Raw genomic sequence first — 17294 nt, forward strand, 5'->3', positions numbered from 1 at the left:
GTACTTGCAAGAAGTTGCTGAGTTTCGTATGCCGAAGTCCGTATTATATGGAAGAAATTCGCTAGAAAAGCTGGGGGAACAATCTAAGAAGTTGGGGAAAAGAGCGTTTATAGTTACGGATACAATTATGGAGAATTTAGGATATGTTGAGAGGTGTATACAACAATTAAATACGAAAGGTATTACTGTTATTACATATAATAAAGTAAATGCTGAGCCTACAAATATACACGTGTTAGAAGCGTTAACTATTTGTAAAGAAGGAAAGTGTGATTTTATTATTGGTATTGGTGGTGGAAGTTGTATTGATGCAGCGAAAGCAGTTGCGGTGTTATATACAAATGGTGGAGAAGTGGAAGATTATGTCCAAAAAGATATGGAAATAGACAAATATCCACTACCACTAATTGCAATCCCAACAACTTCTGGTACTGGATCGGAAGTAACAAGTGTAGCAGTAATTACGAATAAACGAACAGATGTAAAAATGATGATGAAGCATCCAAATTTCACACCGCAAGTAGCGATTATTGACCCAATTTTAACGCGTTCCGTACCACCTCATATTACAGCAGCAACAGGGATAGATGCATTATGTCATGCAGTCGAAGCATATATTTCTAAAGTTTCACAATCACTTACCGATGTGCTTGCACTTTCCGCAATTGAAAGTATTATGAAATATTTACGTATTGCATATGAAGATGGAGAGAATATGGAGGCAAGAGAAGCGATGATGATTGCTTCCTTACAAGCTGGAATTGCATTTTCAAATGCATCTGTTACGTTAGTTCATGGAATGTCTCGGCCAGTAGGGGCAATGTTTCATGTACCACATGGAATATCAAATGCGATACTATTACCTACAGTTTTAGAATATACAAAAATTAGTGCAGTAAAAAGACTAGCGGAAATTGGACGTTGTTTAAATAAAGATTTGTATTCCTATCGTGATGAAGAAGTAGCCGACTACACGCTGGGAGAAATAAAAAAACTTTGTTTTGATCTTCGTATTCCAAATTTAAAAGAATACGGAATTGGTGAGGTTGAATTTGAAAAAGCTATTTCTAAAATGGCATCAGATGCAATTGAAAGTGGAAGTCCAGCAAATAATCCACGTGTGCCATCATATGATGAAATTAAACAGTTGTATCGAGAATGTTTTCATTATCAATATGAAGATTCTATAAAAACATTTGGTAATTAATTTCAGAATATTCTTATAAAATTTCCTTGGAAATAGTTAAAACAAGACTTTATATTATAAACGTAAAGTCTTGTTTTATTATGTATAATATACATAATAAAATGTTATGATTAATTTTAAAAAAGAGTATAAGGTGGGTGTTGTGTGTAATGAAAACAATAGGTTTAATTGGTGGTATGAGTTGGGAATCAACTTCTGAATATTATCGAATCATAAATGAAGAAATAAAAGAGAGATTGGGAGGGTTACATTCAGCAAAATGTATGATTAATAGTGTGGACTTTGAAGAGATTGAGCGATTCCAGTCTAACGGAAATTGGAATGGAGCGGGAGAAATATTAGGGAATGCAGCATATTCGCTACAAAGGGGAGGAGCAGACTTTATAATTATTTGCACCAATACAATGCATAAAGTAGTTGAGAAAATAAAGGAGAATATTCATATTCCAGTTTTACATATTGCAGATGCAACTGCAAAAGAAATTAAAAGGAAAGATATTCAAACGGTTGGTTTGCTTGGAACTAAATATACAATGGAGCAAGATTTCTATAAGTTACGTATTGAAGAGAATGATATAAAAGTCATAGTACCATCAGAAAAAAATAGAGAAAAAATAAACGAAGTAATATATACAGAATTATGCTTAGGAAAGATAACATCTCAATCTAGGGAGTATTATAAAAGAGTTATAGAAGAGCTAGTACAAGAAGGGGCACAAGGAATCATATTAGGTTGTACAGAAATAGGATTATTAATAAAGCAGGAAGACGTAGCAGTTCCGATATTTGATACGACTTATATCCACGCAATTGAAGCGATAAATGTCGCTTTAGAAAGTAGATTATAAATGTATTATGTAAACTTAATTCGTGTATCTGGAAAACATTCAGAAAATATTTTATAATGTAAGTGGTTACATTTAAGGGGGAATGCGTATGTTTTCAGTTCAACCAATCGCATTTGTACATAATGAAAGAAAGGAAATAAAAGATGATGAGTGGGGAGAAGTAAGATCCTATATTAATTTAACTGAAATGTATACAGAGGAAAGTATACAAGGGATTGAAGATTTTTCTCATATTGAAGTTGTTTTTTATTTTCATAAAGTAACGGATGAACAAATTCAATATGTTGCTAGACATCCTAGAAATAATAATGATTATCCTAAAGTAGGCATTTTTGCACAGCGCGGGAAAAATCGCCCGAATCGCATAGGAGCAACAATTGTAAAGGTGATCAAAAGAGAAGGTAAATCAATTATTGTTGAGGGGTTAGATGCTATTGATGGCACACCTATATTGGATATAAAGCCGATAATGAAAGAGTTTATGCCGAACGAAGAAATTCTACAGCCTAAATGGGCAACGGATATAATGAGACAGTATTGGAAGGGGAATGGAGTAAAATGAGAATATATGAGGCAACAATTGCAGATTTAGATGGACTAGCATCAGTATTTAATAACTATCGTATGTTTTATAGACAAGATTCCGATTTAGAAGGAGCAAAAGTATTTTTACGAAATCGAATCGAGAGAAAAGAATCCGTTATTTTTGTGGCAGTTGAAGACGGCGAATATATTGGCTTCACACAATTATATCCATCATTTTCTTCCATTTCGATGAAAGAATTATGGATTTTAAATGATTTATTTGTACAAGCAACTAAGCGAGGGGCAGGAACAGGTAAAAAATTATTAGAAGCTGCTAAAGAATTTGCATTAGAAAATGGTGCAAAAGGTGTAAAATTACAAACGGAGATTGATAATTTATCAGCACAGCGATTATACGCTGAAAATGGTTATTTGAGAGATAATCGTTATTTCCATTATGAATTAACGTTTTAAAAAAATATAAGATTAAAAGAGACGTTTTCATTGTTAAAACGTCTCTTTTAATTTGTATTATAGTTGATTTAAAATCCAATTTGTAGCATCTTCAAAGTTTTCTGCAATGTAGTTTGGTTCAATATGTGCCCATTTTTCTCGGTACGCATGTAAAGCATCATATCCAGCGCCCGTTCGAACTAATATCGTTGTCGCATGTACTGTTGCTCCTGCAACGATATCAGTCCAGCGATCACCAATTACAGCGCATTTTGTTAAATCAAGCCCGTGTTTTTCAGCCGCTTGCAGCAGCATACCTGTACTAGGTTTACGGCATTCACAACCATCACCGTGTTTATGAGGACATACGTAAATATCATCAAAACCGAAGCCTTCTAATTCTTGTACAAAATCAGCTACAGTCGCTATCCCATCTGCGATACCTGGTTGATTTGTGAAAGAGAAAATTTTTATATTTTGAGCTTTTAGTTTTTGCAGAGCTGCTTTTGTGAAAGGAAATAATGTAAAAGAGCCCGGATAATGTATAGTAGTGTCACCACCAATTGTACCGTCACGATCAATAAAAATAGCTTCGATGTTTGTCATAGTTATAGTCCTTTCCATTTATAAGTAGTTTAAAAATGTTTTACAAATCGATATCCATTTACTTCATATCCTAATTTTTTGTAAAAAGGATGTGCTTCTACTCTTTTTGTTCCACTGACTAGCCATGTGCCGATACAATTATGTGTCTTTGCTAATTGTTCTGCATAATCCATTAATACTTGTCCAATGCCTTTCCGTCGTATTGTAGAATCAACGCTAATAATTGAAATTTCCCCATAACGAGTTATATCTTCTAAATTTTCACGTATACGAAACCCAAGTAATCCACATATGGTTTCTTCTTCCTCATAAACATATAAAAAATCAAAGGGACTCATTTGTACGAATTGCAATCGGTTGTTCATATCTTCATAGGAAATAGAGGAGCCCTTTAATTCTTTCGTCAAAGAGCAAAGTGCATCTATATCGTCTATTATCGCTTCACGAATTTGAAAAGACATATTATCCACTCCAATAAAATGTAATCAAACATTTAGTATTCTGTTAAAAAATATTTTTTCCTGCTAGGAAAATAAATATCTTATAATGATATATAGATAGTTATATGTTATTCTTTTCCTTGTTTGTATTGGAAATGGAAAGAAGGGGAATGTATGTTAGAAGTGAATATCCGCTCTGCAGGATATGATTTAGGGGAAAAGACAATTCATGATATTGACTTTTCGATTGAAAAAGGTGAATTAGTTGCACTTATTGGTGCAAATGGTGCTGGGAAGAGTACGACGATTAAAACGATGCTCGGTTTACTAGTAAATATGAATGGTGAAATATCATTTGGTGAAAAGAAAAATCCTTATGCATACGTGCCAGAACACCCGACATATTATGATTATTTGACGCTCTGGGAACATATTGAATTATTAATGGCTGCACGAGAGAACAAAGTAGGAAGCTGGGAAAAGAAAGCTAAAGAGTTATTACATATGTTTCGAATGGATAAGCATAAACATGAGTATTTATCAAAGTTTTCTAAAGGTATGAAACAAAAATCGATGCTTATATTAGCTTTCTTAACAGAACCGGATTTTTATATCATTGATGAACCTTTTATCGGCTTAGATCCAGTAGCTACGAAAGAGTTTTTAAGTTATTTATATAAAGAAAAAGAACGTGGGGCAGGAATACTGCTTTGTACGCACGTATTAGATACTGCTGAAAGAATTTGCGAAAGATTTTTACTCATCTCAAAAGGGACATTAGTCGCAGATGGCCATTTAGAGGCAATTCAAACGTTAGCAGAAATGCCAGGAAGTTCATTATTGGACTGTTTTGATGTAATCGTAAGGCGTGAACAGCATGATTAAACAACAATTTTATAAAAGATTGCGCCATGAACTGGGGCGGAAATGGAAGTCTATACGTTCGGTAACTGATTGGACGGTTGCGCTATATATTATTATTCCAGCACTTATATTTATAGGGATTTATTATCGTTCACTATGGATGGAAGAACTATCGATGGGAGAGACGGTTTATTTCGGATTAGGTCTACTTGCATTTTATGTGATTACATATGCAAGAGGAGTTCGTTCATTTTTTGAACAAGCGGATAGTTTATTTTTAATTTCGTATCCCGCTCATATGCAAAAGTTAATTCAGTATGGCATGGCATATACGTTTATTCGAATAGCAATAACGAATATAGTGGTAGTAGTTGCTATGTTACCAGTGTTGCTGAAAAGTATTGGAGTGACGAAGGTACAAGTCGTATTATTTTGGCTATTCTTTACTGTATTTCGATTTATGTTGTCGTTATTAACGAGATTTATTCATGTACGTATGGGGAAACGATGGCTACTATGGGTTATCAAAAATGTAATATTTTCAATAAGTCTATCCTTTTTTGGAGTGAGTCTGTCTCTTATTTATAAAAATCCATTTTATTCTATACTATGTATCGGTCTAGCAGTTTTTCTAATTATCGTATTGATAAAAGAAAAATTGAATTATAAAAATTGCTTTTTTAAAGAAGTTGAGAAAGAGAAAGAAGAAAGTATGCGCTGGACGAGTGGAATTATGCAAGTTGGTGGTCATGCGGCTAAACCGAGTAGTTCGAATAAAAAACCGTGGATGTTTCCGCGGTCTAAAAAGTTTTTAGGGAAGAAAAAGGAATCTCGTATTGTTGAATCCTTTTTGAAAGAATTTTTCCGTACAAGTAGTGCACGATTATTTTATATTCAGATTGTATGTATAAGCACTGTCAGTATTATTATGAGCCCGAGGTGGATTGCAGCTATTATTCTTGCATTTGCTTTAGTTGGAATTTCTCGATATGCGCGTGATTATTGGAATGAATTTTCGAAAAAAATGTTTCTTCATTTATATTGTGATGAAGGCAAATTACTAATGTTAAGATGGAAGGCAGATCGCTATTTATTACTTCCAGTAATACTTTTGTATGGAATAGTTATACTTTCTCATTTTTATTTATTACCAGCTGTAATTGCCGGGATTATTTTTATAGTCTGGATTGGTTGGATTGTATTCTTACCATAGAAAAAGAGCCGAAAAACGGCTCTTTTTCTAATCTGTAACACATTGATAAAGAAAATATACTAAAACGAGTATGCTTGCGGCGGAATACATGACATCTAAAGTCATCTGATTGCCTCCTCATTGTTGTTGTACTCATATTGTATGAAATCTTACAATTTCATATTCAAGTGAAAAATATGTGAACGTTAACAAAATTGTAAAGTGCAAAAATTACAATCATTTTGTATAATAGAAGAAACAACCGTTATATAAAATATAATGAGTGAAAGGGAGGGAACATAAATGCCAAATTGGTTTAGAAAAACCTTAGTCGCATTAATTACCGTATTTACATTTGGTTTAGTGACGCCTCCTTCCATATTGCTTGATAATGCCAAAGCTGCGGACAAGCCTACCAGTACAGCTGGGCAACAAAATTTGGAGAGTACGTCCTATACATATGAAGAAACGAATGACAGGTTAACCACCGATACTTTTATTACGTATGCAATGCTAGAAGCAGAGAAGCAGTCGATGCAAAAGTTTGGCACTAAAATTGGTCCAGTAATTGAAGATGAGTTTAAAGATGTAATATTACCGAAAATTGAAGAGGCAATTGCTGAGCTTGCAAGTGATGTACCAGAGGAGTCATTGCAATCATTAGCGATTTCTCAAAGACCAGCTGGCGGAAATAATGAAAAGATTTTTCATGTGTATGACACGAAATCAGGAAATGACTTATTACGATTTCATGTAAGAAGAGATCATCCACCGCAAGATGGTTACTATTTTAATTTCCACTATCACCGTTTTGATGATGGGTACTCTGGACACCATGAATTAGGAAATATTTATTGGAATACGAATGTACCGCCAAAATGGCTTTCTTAAAAAGAACAAGAGAAAATCTTGTTCTTTTTTATGCTTATAGAAGGGTAAGACAACTATGTTGTTGAATAAAATAGGTTTAGAAAAAAGAAGCAAAGGGAGTATGGGAATGAAAAAGTATATTGTTTTTGACTTTGATGGCACATTAGTAGATTCACAAAATATATTTGTACCAATTTATAATCAGCTTGCTGAAAAGCATGGATATAAAACCGTAAGGGAAGAAGAAATTGAGTATTTACGTAAATTAACGATGCCGGAGAGATGTAAACAACTCGATGTACCACTGTATAAACTACCGATATTAGCATTAGAGTTTTATAAATTGTATCAACCTGCTATAAAAGATCTCATTTTGTTCCATGGGATGAAGGATGTATTAGATGAACTACATAAGAAAGGCTACGGAATTGCAGTCATATCATCGAACTCAGAAGAGCATATTCGAGCATTTTTACACAATAATGATATAGAAAATATTCAAGAAGTGTATTGTTCAAAAAATTTGTTCGGAAAAGATAAAATGATAAAACGGTTTTTAAAATCCAAAAAGATAACAGAGAAAGATATGTTATATGTCGGTGACGAACAGCGAGACGTAGCAGCGTGTAAAAAGGCTGGGGTGAATGTGATTTGGGTATCTTGGGGATATGATGTCATTGAAACAGTGAAAAAAGATGCACCAGATTATATGGTTCATACGCCGATGGAAATTGTGCAAATAGTACAAGGGACATATTCTTAATATGAATACACTTCGATCAGCTATTCATCATATTGAATTTTGGGTAGCGGATTTAGAGGAGTCCACTTCTTTTTAAAATCCGAATGGGTTTATTATAGAAGTAGCGTATACACCAAATGTAGAAATGTAAGGGGAATAAAAATGAAAACAATTACAACATGGCAAAACAATATACAAATAATAAAAGATGCAGCAAATATTGAAGAAATTTCTAAAGGTTTCTCTCCTGATAAGAAATATGTAATTACGAATGCGAATAAAGAAAAATATTTATTGCGGACAGGCGATATAAAAGAATATGAAAGAAAGAAAATAGAGTTTCAAATTTTAAATGAAATGCAAAACCGTAGTGTGCAAGCGCAAAAGCCAATTGAAATGGGTTTGTTGGCAGAAGAAAGTTTATGTTATGGGATTTTTTCATATTTAGAAGGGGAAGATGCGAAGAAGCTATTGCCTACGTATTCACCAAAAGAACAATATGAAATTGGTATAGAGGCAGGAAAAGATTTAGCAAAAATGCATACATATGAAGCTCCTGAGGATATTCTTCCATGGTATGAAAGAGCAATGAAAAAACATCAAAAATATGTAGAGGCATATAAAACATGTGGAATAAAAATAAAAAATGATGATAAAATCATAAAGTTTATAGATGAAAATGAAAAATATTTAAAGAACCGCCCAAATCGATTTCAACACGATGATTTTCATTTAGAAAATATAATTGTGCGAGATGGGAAATATGTAGGTGTTGTTGATTTTAATGGCTATGACTGGGGCGATCCACTTCATGATTTCGTAAAAATTGCACTATTTGCAAGGGACATTAGTATTCCGTATTCAATCGGACAAATAGAAGGATACTTTAATGGGGGAACACCAGAAGAGTTCTGGAATTTATATGCGGTGTACGTTGGCATGACGGTTTTCTCATCAGTTGTTTGGTCTTTACGAGCAGCACCGCATATGTTAGATGATACGTTAGAGCGTCTTACTAGAGTTTTAGAAGATCATAAAGACTTTGAGTCATTAAAGCCAATTTGGTTTCAACCAGAAAAATTAATATGAAATAGAAAAGGTAGGTGTGATTCACATCTACCTTTATTTTTTACCATTCTTCGTTTTGAAGCAGTTGTAATGCTAACTTTAAATCAACATCTTCTTGTATATGTTCCGGAGTCCACGGGATATGTATATGCGGCTGTATACCGATTCCGGACATTCCTTCGCCTTTATCTATAATAGAGAGCCGTGAAGTAGGGTAGTAAAGTGCGAATGTATCAGCCCATTCCATTACTGCTAAATTAGAATAATCATTTAAACCAGCAGTAGGACGACCTATTACTTTTACTTTCAATGATTTTTTTGCAACTTCTACAAAAGAATCACCAGAACTTCCGCATGTAACATCTGTTAATATGACTACTCTACTAGGTGATTTTCGTCCGTGTATTTTTAAAGATTGAAGTTCTTTTGGTAATTCAGAAGTATCAAATGTAACGAATCCTTTTTTATAATTCTTTTTTAAATCTTGAATAAATATATCTGTGAATAATTTGGAAAGTTCGTCTAAAGAATCGTAATCTTCCATTTCGATGTCTTTCATGCGTAAATGAAAGTTTCGTTCTGTATGATTTAATTGCATTGTATCTGAAGAATCTAAAAGGGAAATTTCTTTGTCTTCAAATAAGTAAGGAAGTAGGTTGAAAAATGCATCATCACTTCCGCCACGATTCAGTCGCACATCTATAATTAAGTTCGGAAAAGAATTAAGTTCATCTTTGTGTGAGTCTAATAGTTTATTAATAGCTTCAGTATTTGCAAAATCCGTCAAAGTAATTAAGAGTGTATCTTTATTATACTGTTTCAATGAATAAATAGGCGTGTATTCGTTTTGTTTATACTTTTGCAAAGTAATTGTTTGAGTCAATCCATCTTCATCTATAAGTGTACAATTTGACGATTTTAATAAAACATAATCCCATTTTTCACGTTCATATGTATTCTCATTTAAATACTTCTTATATTTTATTAATAGCTCAGGAACTTTCATATTATCTAATGCTAGAATAGACTGTCCCTTTTTCACTCTTATTTCCTGTAAAGTGGATGTAATATATAGGCGGTCTTCATATCTTTTTATTTGAAAGCCAACACTGTTAAGGGGTTGATTGTTAGAGATCATTTTGAAAAACATATGATTATCTTTAAAGTCTAATAAGTAATCACGTACAATTTCGGTAAATTGTACTGGTGTTAGTTCTCCTTGTTTCTCTAGTTTCTCGATTGTCTGTAAATAAGTAGTAGGATCGTCCCATCCTTTTTTATCTATACAACCTGAATAATCGTGATGAGTAATCGAAACAATTTCTTTAAAAATTTCTATGTACACAGCTTTTCCTCCTGATAATTTGATTAGTTGAATAATAGAATTCTGTGCCTGTTACGTATTATCCTTTTTTTGATGGGGGATTTAAAAGGAAATAGAGGGAAGTGTTATCATCCCTCTATTTAAAATTTATTTAATTTTCTTAAATGCAAGCGGCTGAGTACTTAGCATGGCTGGTACATGTAACTGAAGGGATGGGAATTCACCATTCACATTCATTTCATATGCAAATAATAGATTCATTTTCATTTGGAATAAGTCAACTTTTGCAGAAAAGATGTCGTAATGATGGTGCCCTAATTGAATGTCCATTTCCATGAATTGTACAAATAATGAATCATCTCGTTTATATACTTGTAATGTTCCGTATGCCGGATGTTCGAAAGTACCAGTATAATCTTCTAATTTATGAGAAGGTGTAGTTCCTTTTATTTGTTCTGGAATGGATTCAGTTGCTTCTTTCATCATTTCCTTCATTTTTTCAGTATCTTCTACAGCACGTTTATGCCAATCAATGGATTCTAACTCAAGTAGCTCGTCATAAATTTGATTAGCAAGATAAGTAGGCAGTAATGTGCCTCCAGCATTCGTTAAAATGACAAGGCCGATGTTTTCTGTTGGTATGAAAGAAACAAGCGCTGAAAATCCATCAATATTACCGCCATGATGAATTACCTTATTACCACGATAAGCGCTAATAAACCAACCAAGACCGTAACTATTTAATGGAGATTCAGGAAGTGATAAAATTGGTTGATCTGGAATGGAATTATGTGGTGTATACATTTGTTGTAATAATTCAGAGGAGATTAATTCATGATCTCCAAATTTCCCTTTGTTTAAGTGAAGAAGGACCCAATTTGCCATATCTTCAATTGTAGAATTAATACACCCAGCAGCGCCAACTGTATCAATGTTACGGAATGGAACTTCTTTTATTTCACCGTTATTTTCAACGTAAGGTAAAGCGTAATTATCTGTATTTTGTGAGTCTGTAACAGAGAAGTTTGTTTGATCCATATTTAAAGGCTCTAAAATATGTTCTGTAACATATTGTTCCCATGTTTGATTCGTAATGTTTTCTACAATATAACTAATTGTCGCATACATTAAGTTGTTATAAAGAAATGCTGTACGGAATGGAGCATCAAGTGATAAATGTTTTATTTTTTCTACTATATCTTTTCGAGTTAAAGAAGAACTGTACCAAAGAGCATCATGACGACTTACCCCAGTACGATGGGAAGCCAAATCTCGTCCTGTAACTTGTGAGCTAGCAAGTAGTTCAGATAAAGAGAAGTTAGGTATATAAGTCTGGACAGGAGTATCCCAAGTAAACTTTTTTTGCTGTGCTAATAAGCTTAATGAAAGTGTACCAAAAGCTTTCGTTGAGGAACCGATTGCGAATCGAGTACTCGGTGTAACAGCCTCTTTTGTCTCTATATTTCGATAGCCAAATCCTTCTGAAATAATAACTTCACCGTCTTTTATAACAGCTACAGCAGTTCCAGGAACATTTAAATCCTTCATCATTTTTTCAACCGTTGTTTGTAAAGAAGTCATAACAGGAGTTTCAATTTTAGACATACTTCTAACCTCCAAATATAAATTTTATCCTACCGCACTATACTTTCGGTAATAGAAAATGAAAACCTTTGTAATTATGGAAAGTTAATAATTTTGTAAGAATTATTGAAATGAAATTTTATTAATCAAGATTATTAAATTCACTGTTTTTCATGTTATGATAAATTTCATATAAGATTGAAAGAAGGTTTTACTACATATGAAACATGCTGAATATGAATACTTAAATTTATGCCGCCATGTAATGGAGCATGGTACGAAGAAAGAAGATCGTACAGGGACAGGCACTGTATCTGTATTTGGATATCAAATGCGTTTTGATTTAAGTAAAGGTTTTCCTTTATTAACGACAAAGAGAGTGCCGTTTCGCCTTGTAGCAAGTGAACTGCTTTGGTTTATGAAAGGTGATACAAATATTCGTTATTTATTGCAGCATAATAATAATATTTGGAATGAATGGGCATTTAAGAGCTGGGTAGAAAGCGATGAGTATACTGGTCCTGATATGACTGATTTCGGTCTTCGCTCACAACAAGATGAGGAATTTAAAGTGCAGTACGATGAGCAAATGGAATTGTTTAAAAAGAACGTTTTAGAAGATGATGATTTCTCGAATAAATATGGTTATTTAGGAGATGTATATGGAAAGCAGTGGCGTGCCTGGAAAACGACAGCTGGTGAGACGCTTGATCAATTAAAAGATGTAATTGAAATGATTAAAAAAACGCCAGACTCCCGTCGTCTAATTGTTTCTGCCTGGAATCCTGAAGATGTACCAAGTATGGCATTACCACCTTGTCATACGCTATTCCAGTTTTATGTAGCAGATGGCAAACTTTCTTGTCAGTTATATCAAAGAAGTGGTGACATATTCCTTGGAATTCCATTTAACATTGCAAGTTACTCCTTACTAACACATTTAATCGCACATGAATGTGGTCTTGAAGTGGGAGAATTTGTTCATACAATTGGAGATGCACACATTTATACGAATCATTTTGAACAAGTAGAGAAGCAATTGGCACGTGAACCACGTCCATTCCCGAAACTTACATTAAATCCAGATGTGAAATCTGTGTTTGATTTTGAAATGGAAGATTTAACGATTGAAGGATATGATCCACACCCAGCAATTAAAGCACCGGTTGCAGTATAATTGTAGAGGAGATGAAAAAATGATTGTTTCATTTATGGTCGCAATGGACGAGAATAGAGTAATTGGCAAAGATAATAATTTACCTTGGCGTTTACCAAGTGAATTGCAGTATGTAAAGAAAACAACGATGGGCCATTCACTTATTATGGGCAGAAAGAACTACGAAGCGATTGGTAGACCACTGCCTGGAAGACGTAATATTATTGTAACTCGTAATGAAGGGTATCATGTTGAAGGTTGCGAAGTAGCACATTCTGTAGAAGAAGTGTTTGAACTATGCAAAAATGAAGAGGAAATCTTTATTTTCGGCGGAGCACAAATTTATGATCTCTTTTTACCTTACGTAGACAAGTTATATATAACAAAAATCCATCATGCATTCGAAGGAGATACATTCTTCCCAGAAATGGATATGACAAATTGGAAAGAAGTTTTTGTTGAAAAAGGTTTAACGGATGAAAAGAATCCGTATACGTACTATTATCATGTATATGAGAAGCAACAATAATAAGAAGGATTGATGTGAAATTCACATCAATCTTTTTATTTGTATTCATTAATATAAGTTTATAGATGATATTCAATAGTGCTATAATGAAATCTAGCATGTGAAAATGCTAAAATTTTCAAAAGTATTCACATAGAAAGAGGAGGAGAATCGATTGAAAAAGATATGGGGGATTCTTTTTCTTTGCTTAACGTTCATGTTAGTTGGATGCGGTAAAGAAGAAAAACCACAAGAAGCGTTTGATACATATACAAAAGCATGGAATAAACAAAAATTTGCAGAAATGTATGATCAATTATCAGAAAAGGCAAAAAAAGATATTTCAAAGAAAGAGTTCACTGAGAAATATGAAAAAATTTATTCTGGCATTGAAGTGAAAAGCTTAAAAGTAGAAGCAGGAGAAGTAAAAGAAGATAAAAAAGATGAAGGTCCTGTTCCTTTTAAAGTAAGTATGGATACAGTTGGTGGTAAAATCACTTTTGGCCATGAAGCAAAAATGGTGAAAGAAAAAGATGGAGATAAAGAATCTTGGAAAATAGATTGGACTCCTGATTTTATATTCCCAGGTATGACAAAAGATAGTAAAGTACGCATGCAAACGACGCAACCAAAACGTGGAGAAATATATGACCGTAACGGTAAATATCTTGCGGTAAATGGTAAAGCCTCTGAAATCGGAATGATTCCTGAACAGTTAGGGGATGCTGCTCCGCAAACGAAAGAAACGGTAGCGAAGTTGCTAAATATGACTGTAGAAGAAATTGATCAAAAACTAGCAGCTAAATGGGTAAAACCAAATTACCTTGTACCAATGGGGATATTGCCTGAAGGAGCAACACAAAATACGTACATAGATTTACCGGGTGTTGCAACAAAACCAGTAAATGTTCGTTCATATCCATTAGGAGAAGCAGCGGCACATCTTACTGGTTATATCGGAAAGGTAAATGCTGAAGATTTAAAAACGCTACAAAAGAAAGGCTATCAAGCTGATGATCCAGTAGGTAAAGCTGGTTTAGAGCAAGTACTAGAAGAAAAGCTACGTGGTAAAAAAGGTGGCCGTGTCTTTGTAGAAGATGCGCAAGGAAAAGAAATTAAAAATTTAGCAAAAACAGATGCTGTTGATGGAGAAAATGTAACTTTAACGATTGATAGTGCTGTTCAAGAAAAAACGTATAATGAAATGAAGGGCGAAGCTGGTTCAAGTGCAGCAATTAATCCGAAAAGTGGAGAAACAATTGCACTAGTAAGTAGTCCAGCATATGATCCTAATATAATTGCACGAGGGACATCGAAGGCACAACGCGAAGCATGGAATAATGATCCAAAGAAACCAATGACAAATCGATTTACGCAATTATCAGTTCCGGGGTCTGTATTTAAGCCTATTACAGGTGCAATCGGTCTTGAAACGAAAACAATTGATCCAAAAGAAGAATTGAAAATTGAAGGATTGAAATGGACAAAAGATTCTTCTTGGGGTAATTATTATGTAACACGTGTAAAAGATGCAAATCCGATTGATTTTGATAAAGCGATGAAATACTCGGATAATATTTATTTCGCACAAGAAGCTTTGAAAATCGGAAAAGATAAATTTATGAGTGAAGCGAAAAAATTCGGATTCGATGAGAAATTACCAATTGAATATGCATTCCCAGCTTCTAAAATCGCAAATGATGGGATTAAAAATGATATTCAAATGGCAGACACAGGTTATGGACAAGGGCAAGTATTAATGACGCCACTCCATTTAGCATTAACGTATGCACCAATTGTTAATGATGGAAACATACCTTCTCCATATATTATTAAAACAGATAAGCAACCAAAAGTTTGGAAAGAGAATGTCATTTCAAAAGGCAATCAGGATATATTAAAAACTGCTATGACGAAAGTAATTAATGATCCAGATGGTACAGGGAAAATTGCTAAAATTGATGGCATGACTCTTGCCGGAAAAACAGGTACAGCGGAATTAAAAGTATCAAAAGAGGCCGAAGGAAAAGAACTAGGCTGGTTCGCTGCATTTGATTTAAATTCACCAGATATGGTCATTACAATGATGATTGAAGATGTAAAAGGTAGAGGTGGAAGTAATATTCCAGCTGAAAAAGTGAAACATGTTTTTCAAAAATAATATGTAATAAGGGGCTATCTCTATAATTTGTAGAGGTAGCCTTTTTGTATGAAGAATTCTCAATATCTATATACTGAATTTTAAGGAAACAAAATAAATCATTAACTTACGAAAAAAAAGTAGCTATTTTTTATTGACATTGAACATAACTTTTTGTATTATACTTACATAAGGTAAGTTGTTTACTTTCGAAATATAAATCTCAAATTAAAGATAAAATGTGTAAAAGGGAGAGAATACAATGACAAAAGTACTATTTATTACAGCAAATCCAAATTCAGCAGAAGGTTCTTTCGGAGTGGCAGTAGGGGAAGCGTTCATCGAGGCTTATAAAAACGAACATCCACAAGACGAAGTTGTAACAATTGATTTATTCAACACTACAGTACCAGCAATCGATGCAGATGTATTCGCTGCTTGGGGTAAATTTGCAGCAGGTGAAGGCTTTGAAACTTTAACTGAAGTTCAACAACAAAAAGTTGCAGCAATGAACACAAACTTAGAAACATTTATGCATGCGGATCGTTATGTATTCGTAACTCCAATGTGGAACTTTAGCTATCCACCAGTAGTAAAAGCATACTTAGATAACTTAGCAATCGCAGGTAAAACATTCAAGTATACTGAAAATGGTCCAGTTGGCTTATTAGAAGGCAAAAAAGCACTTCACATTCAAGCAACAGGTGGCGTTTATTCTGAAGGAGCATACGCAGCTGTAGACTTCGGCCGCAATCACTTAAAAACAGTATTAGGATTCATTGGTGTAAATGAAACTGAATACATTGCAGTTGAAGGTATGAATGCAAACCCTGAAAAAGCACCAGAAATTAAAGAAGCAGCAATTGCTAATGCTCGTGAATTAGCAAAACGTTTCTAATATAGAATACTTAAAAATGTCCAAGCACTTGTTGTTTGGACATTTTTTCTTCTTTTTCCTTCGTTTGTCTAGTATAATGAAGGTCGGAATGATAATAGGTGGGGGTTCTGTATGATTCAAACGTTTTTTAAAATCTTTTATTTAATTTTAATCGTAATTGCGATTACACCGAGAATGTGGCGTCTGAAAAGACAAGTAAATACGATGTCACCACAAGAAAAAGATAATGTTGTGTATAAAACGACAAATTGGTTTGGTAAGAAAATGGTACGTGTAGCTGGTGGGGCAATTGAAGTAAATGGTCTGGAAAATGTTCCAAAAGATAAGCCGGTACTAGTTGTAAGTAATCATCAGAGTAATATGGATATTCCTGTTTTATTAGGTTACTTAAATAAACCAATTGGATTTGTTTCAAAAGCAGAGATTAAGAAGTTTCCAGTTGTACCAACTTGGATGGAACTTATGAATTGTGTATTTATGGTTCGTAATGATCGTCGTCAATCTCTTCAAGCGATTAAAGATGGAATTGAGCTGTTAAAGAATGGGCATTCTATCGTAATCTTCCCAGAAGGGACGAGAAGTAAGGGTGGCGAAATTGGAGAGTTTAAGGCTGGGAGTTTTCACCTTGCAGTAAAATCTGGTGTAGCAATCTTACCTGTAACATTAGATGGGACATATAAAATGTTTGAAGCGAATGGAAACCGTATGAAACCGGCTCATGCAACAGTAATAATTTCGAAGCCGATTACACCTGAAGAGTATGCGAATATGGATATTAAAGAATTAACGAAGCATACACAGGATGTTATCGCATCACAATTACATAAGTAATAAAAAAGGTTTCAGCTTAATATAAGCTGAAACCTTTT

General features: G+C 33.9%; 18 protein-coding genes. 14 read left to right on the top strand and 4 right to left on the bottom strand.

Annotated elements, in window-relative coordinates; all coding sequences use genetic code 11:
* The first annotated feature begins 4 nt into the window (after positions 1–4).
* The 4 genes from eutG to J0835_RS10760 all read left to right on the top strand — a co-directional run bounded on the left by eutG (position 5) and on the right by J0835_RS10760 (position 3054).
* Positions 5–1207 carry an alcohol dehydrogenase EutG gene (gene eutG, locus J0835_RS10745; RefSeq protein WP_087980967.1) on the top strand — a complete coding sequence of 401 codons (1203 nt, stop codon included), beginning with the start codon at positions 5–7 and terminating at the stop codon, positions 1205–1207.
* A gap of 149 nt (positions 1208–1356) precedes the next feature.
* Entirely contained in the window at positions 1357–2055 is a 699-nt protein-coding gene (locus J0835_RS10750; RefSeq protein ID WP_087980968.1) for an aspartate/glutamate racemase family protein, read from the top strand.
* An 88-nt stretch (positions 2056–2143) separates the two neighbouring features.
* Positions 2144–2617 (top strand): tRNA (N6-threonylcarbamoyladenosine(37)-N6)-methyltransferase TrmO, encoded by a 474-nt coding sequence (gene tsaA, locus J0835_RS10755; protein WP_087980969.1) that lies wholly within the window; start codon positions 2144–2146, stop codon positions 2615–2617.
* Positions 2614–3054: a GNAT family N-acetyltransferase gene (locus J0835_RS10760; RefSeq protein ID WP_061679521.1), complete on the top strand. Its 441-nt coding sequence runs from the start codon at positions 2614–2616 to the stop codon at positions 3052–3054. Before tsaA ends, J0835_RS10760 begins: the two co-directional genes overlap by 4 nt.
* A gap of 57 nt (positions 3055–3111) precedes the next feature.
* Here J0835_RS10760 and J0835_RS10765 read toward each other — a convergent pair whose 3' ends face one another.
* Entirely contained in the window at positions 3112–3639 is a 528-nt protein-coding gene (locus J0835_RS10765) for an HAD-IIIA family hydrolase (protein WP_087980970.1), read from the bottom strand.
* Positions 3640–3668: 29 nt separating this feature from the next.
* Positions 3669–4100 carry a GNAT family N-acetyltransferase gene (locus J0835_RS10770; RefSeq protein ID WP_087980971.1) on the bottom strand — a complete coding sequence of 144 codons (432 nt, stop codon included), beginning with the start codon at positions 4098–4100 and terminating at the stop codon, positions 3669–3671.
* A gap of 153 nt (positions 4101–4253) precedes the next feature.
* Between J0835_RS10770 and J0835_RS10775 the strand changes: the two genes are divergently transcribed.
* The 5 genes from J0835_RS10775 to J0835_RS10800 all read left to right on the top strand — a co-directional run bounded on the left by J0835_RS10775 (position 4254) and on the right by J0835_RS10800 (position 8836).
* Entirely contained in the window at positions 4254–4964 is a 711-nt protein-coding gene (locus J0835_RS10775; RefSeq protein WP_046959302.1) for an ABC transporter ATP-binding protein, read from the top strand.
* Positions 4957–6156 (top strand): ABC transporter permease, encoded by a 1200-nt coding sequence (locus J0835_RS10780; protein ID WP_087980972.1) that lies wholly within the window; start codon positions 4957–4959, stop codon positions 6154–6156. The genes J0835_RS10775 and J0835_RS10780 overlap by 8 nt, the downstream gene beginning before the upstream one ends.
* Before the next feature lie 282 nt (positions 6157–6438).
* Complete coding sequence (locus tag J0835_RS10785; protein WP_098095935.1) at positions 6439–7026, top strand: YpjP family protein; 588 nt, start codon at positions 6439–6441, stop codon at positions 7024–7026.
* 106 nt (positions 7027–7132) lie between these two features.
* The gene (locus J0835_RS10790) at positions 7133–7768 is read left to right on the top strand and encodes an HAD family hydrolase (RefSeq protein WP_140386808.1); all 636 of its coding nucleotides are present in this window, start codon (positions 7133–7135) and stop codon (positions 7766–7768) included.
* Between the two features lie 141 nt (positions 7769–7909).
* Positions 7910–8836, top strand: coding sequence for an aminoglycoside phosphotransferase family protein (locus J0835_RS10800; RefSeq protein ID WP_087980974.1), 927 nt, complete (start codon positions 7910–7912; stop codon positions 8834–8836).
* A 40-nt stretch (positions 8837–8876) separates the two neighbouring features.
* Here the strand turns inward: J0835_RS10800 and J0835_RS10805 are convergent, their stop codons facing one another.
* Both J0835_RS10805 and J0835_RS10810 read right to left on the bottom strand, forming a co-directional pair.
* A complete protein-coding gene (locus J0835_RS10805) occupies positions 8877–10160 on the bottom strand; it encodes a S41 family peptidase (RefSeq protein WP_087980975.1) in 1284 nt (427 codons plus the stop codon).
* Between the two features lie 126 nt (positions 10161–10286).
* Entirely contained in the window at positions 10287–11744 is a 1458-nt protein-coding gene (locus J0835_RS10810) for a serine hydrolase (RefSeq protein WP_087980976.1), read from the bottom strand.
* A gap of 199 nt (positions 11745–11943) precedes the next feature.
* Here J0835_RS10810 and J0835_RS10815 point away from each other — a divergent pair, with 199 nt between their 5' ends.
* From J0835_RS10815 to J0835_RS10835, 5 genes are all read left to right on the top strand, one after another.
* Entirely contained in the window at positions 11944–12900 is a 957-nt protein-coding gene (locus J0835_RS10815) for a thymidylate synthase (protein WP_002085878.1), read from the top strand.
* 19 nt (positions 12901–12919) lie between these two features.
* Positions 12920–13408 (top strand): dihydrofolate reductase, encoded by a 489-nt coding sequence (locus J0835_RS10820; RefSeq protein ID WP_000637214.1) that lies wholly within the window; start codon positions 12920–12922, stop codon positions 13406–13408.
* A gap of 154 nt (positions 13409–13562) precedes the next feature.
* On the top strand, positions 13563–15548 hold the full coding sequence (gene pbpC / locus J0835_RS10825) for a penicillin-binding protein 3 (RefSeq protein WP_087980977.1): 1986 nt from the start codon (positions 13563–13565) through the stop codon (positions 15546–15548).
* Positions 15549–15789: 241 nt separating this feature from the next.
* A complete protein-coding gene (locus J0835_RS10830) occupies positions 15790–16425 on the top strand; it encodes an FMN-dependent NADH-azoreductase (RefSeq protein WP_000170043.1) in 636 nt (211 codons plus the stop codon).
* Positions 16426–16536: 111 nt separating this feature from the next.
* On the top strand, positions 16537–17256 hold the full coding sequence (locus tag J0835_RS10835; protein ID WP_087980978.1) for a lysophospholipid acyltransferase family protein: 720 nt from the start codon (positions 16537–16539) through the stop codon (positions 17254–17256).
* The last annotated feature ends 38 nt before the right edge of the window (positions 17257–17294 follow it).

It is taken from the genome of Bacillus cereus group sp. Sample62, from assembly GCF_036851315.1.
Classification (GTDB): domain Bacteria; phylum Bacillota; class Bacilli; order Bacillales; family Bacillaceae_G; genus Bacillus_A; species Bacillus_A wiedmannii.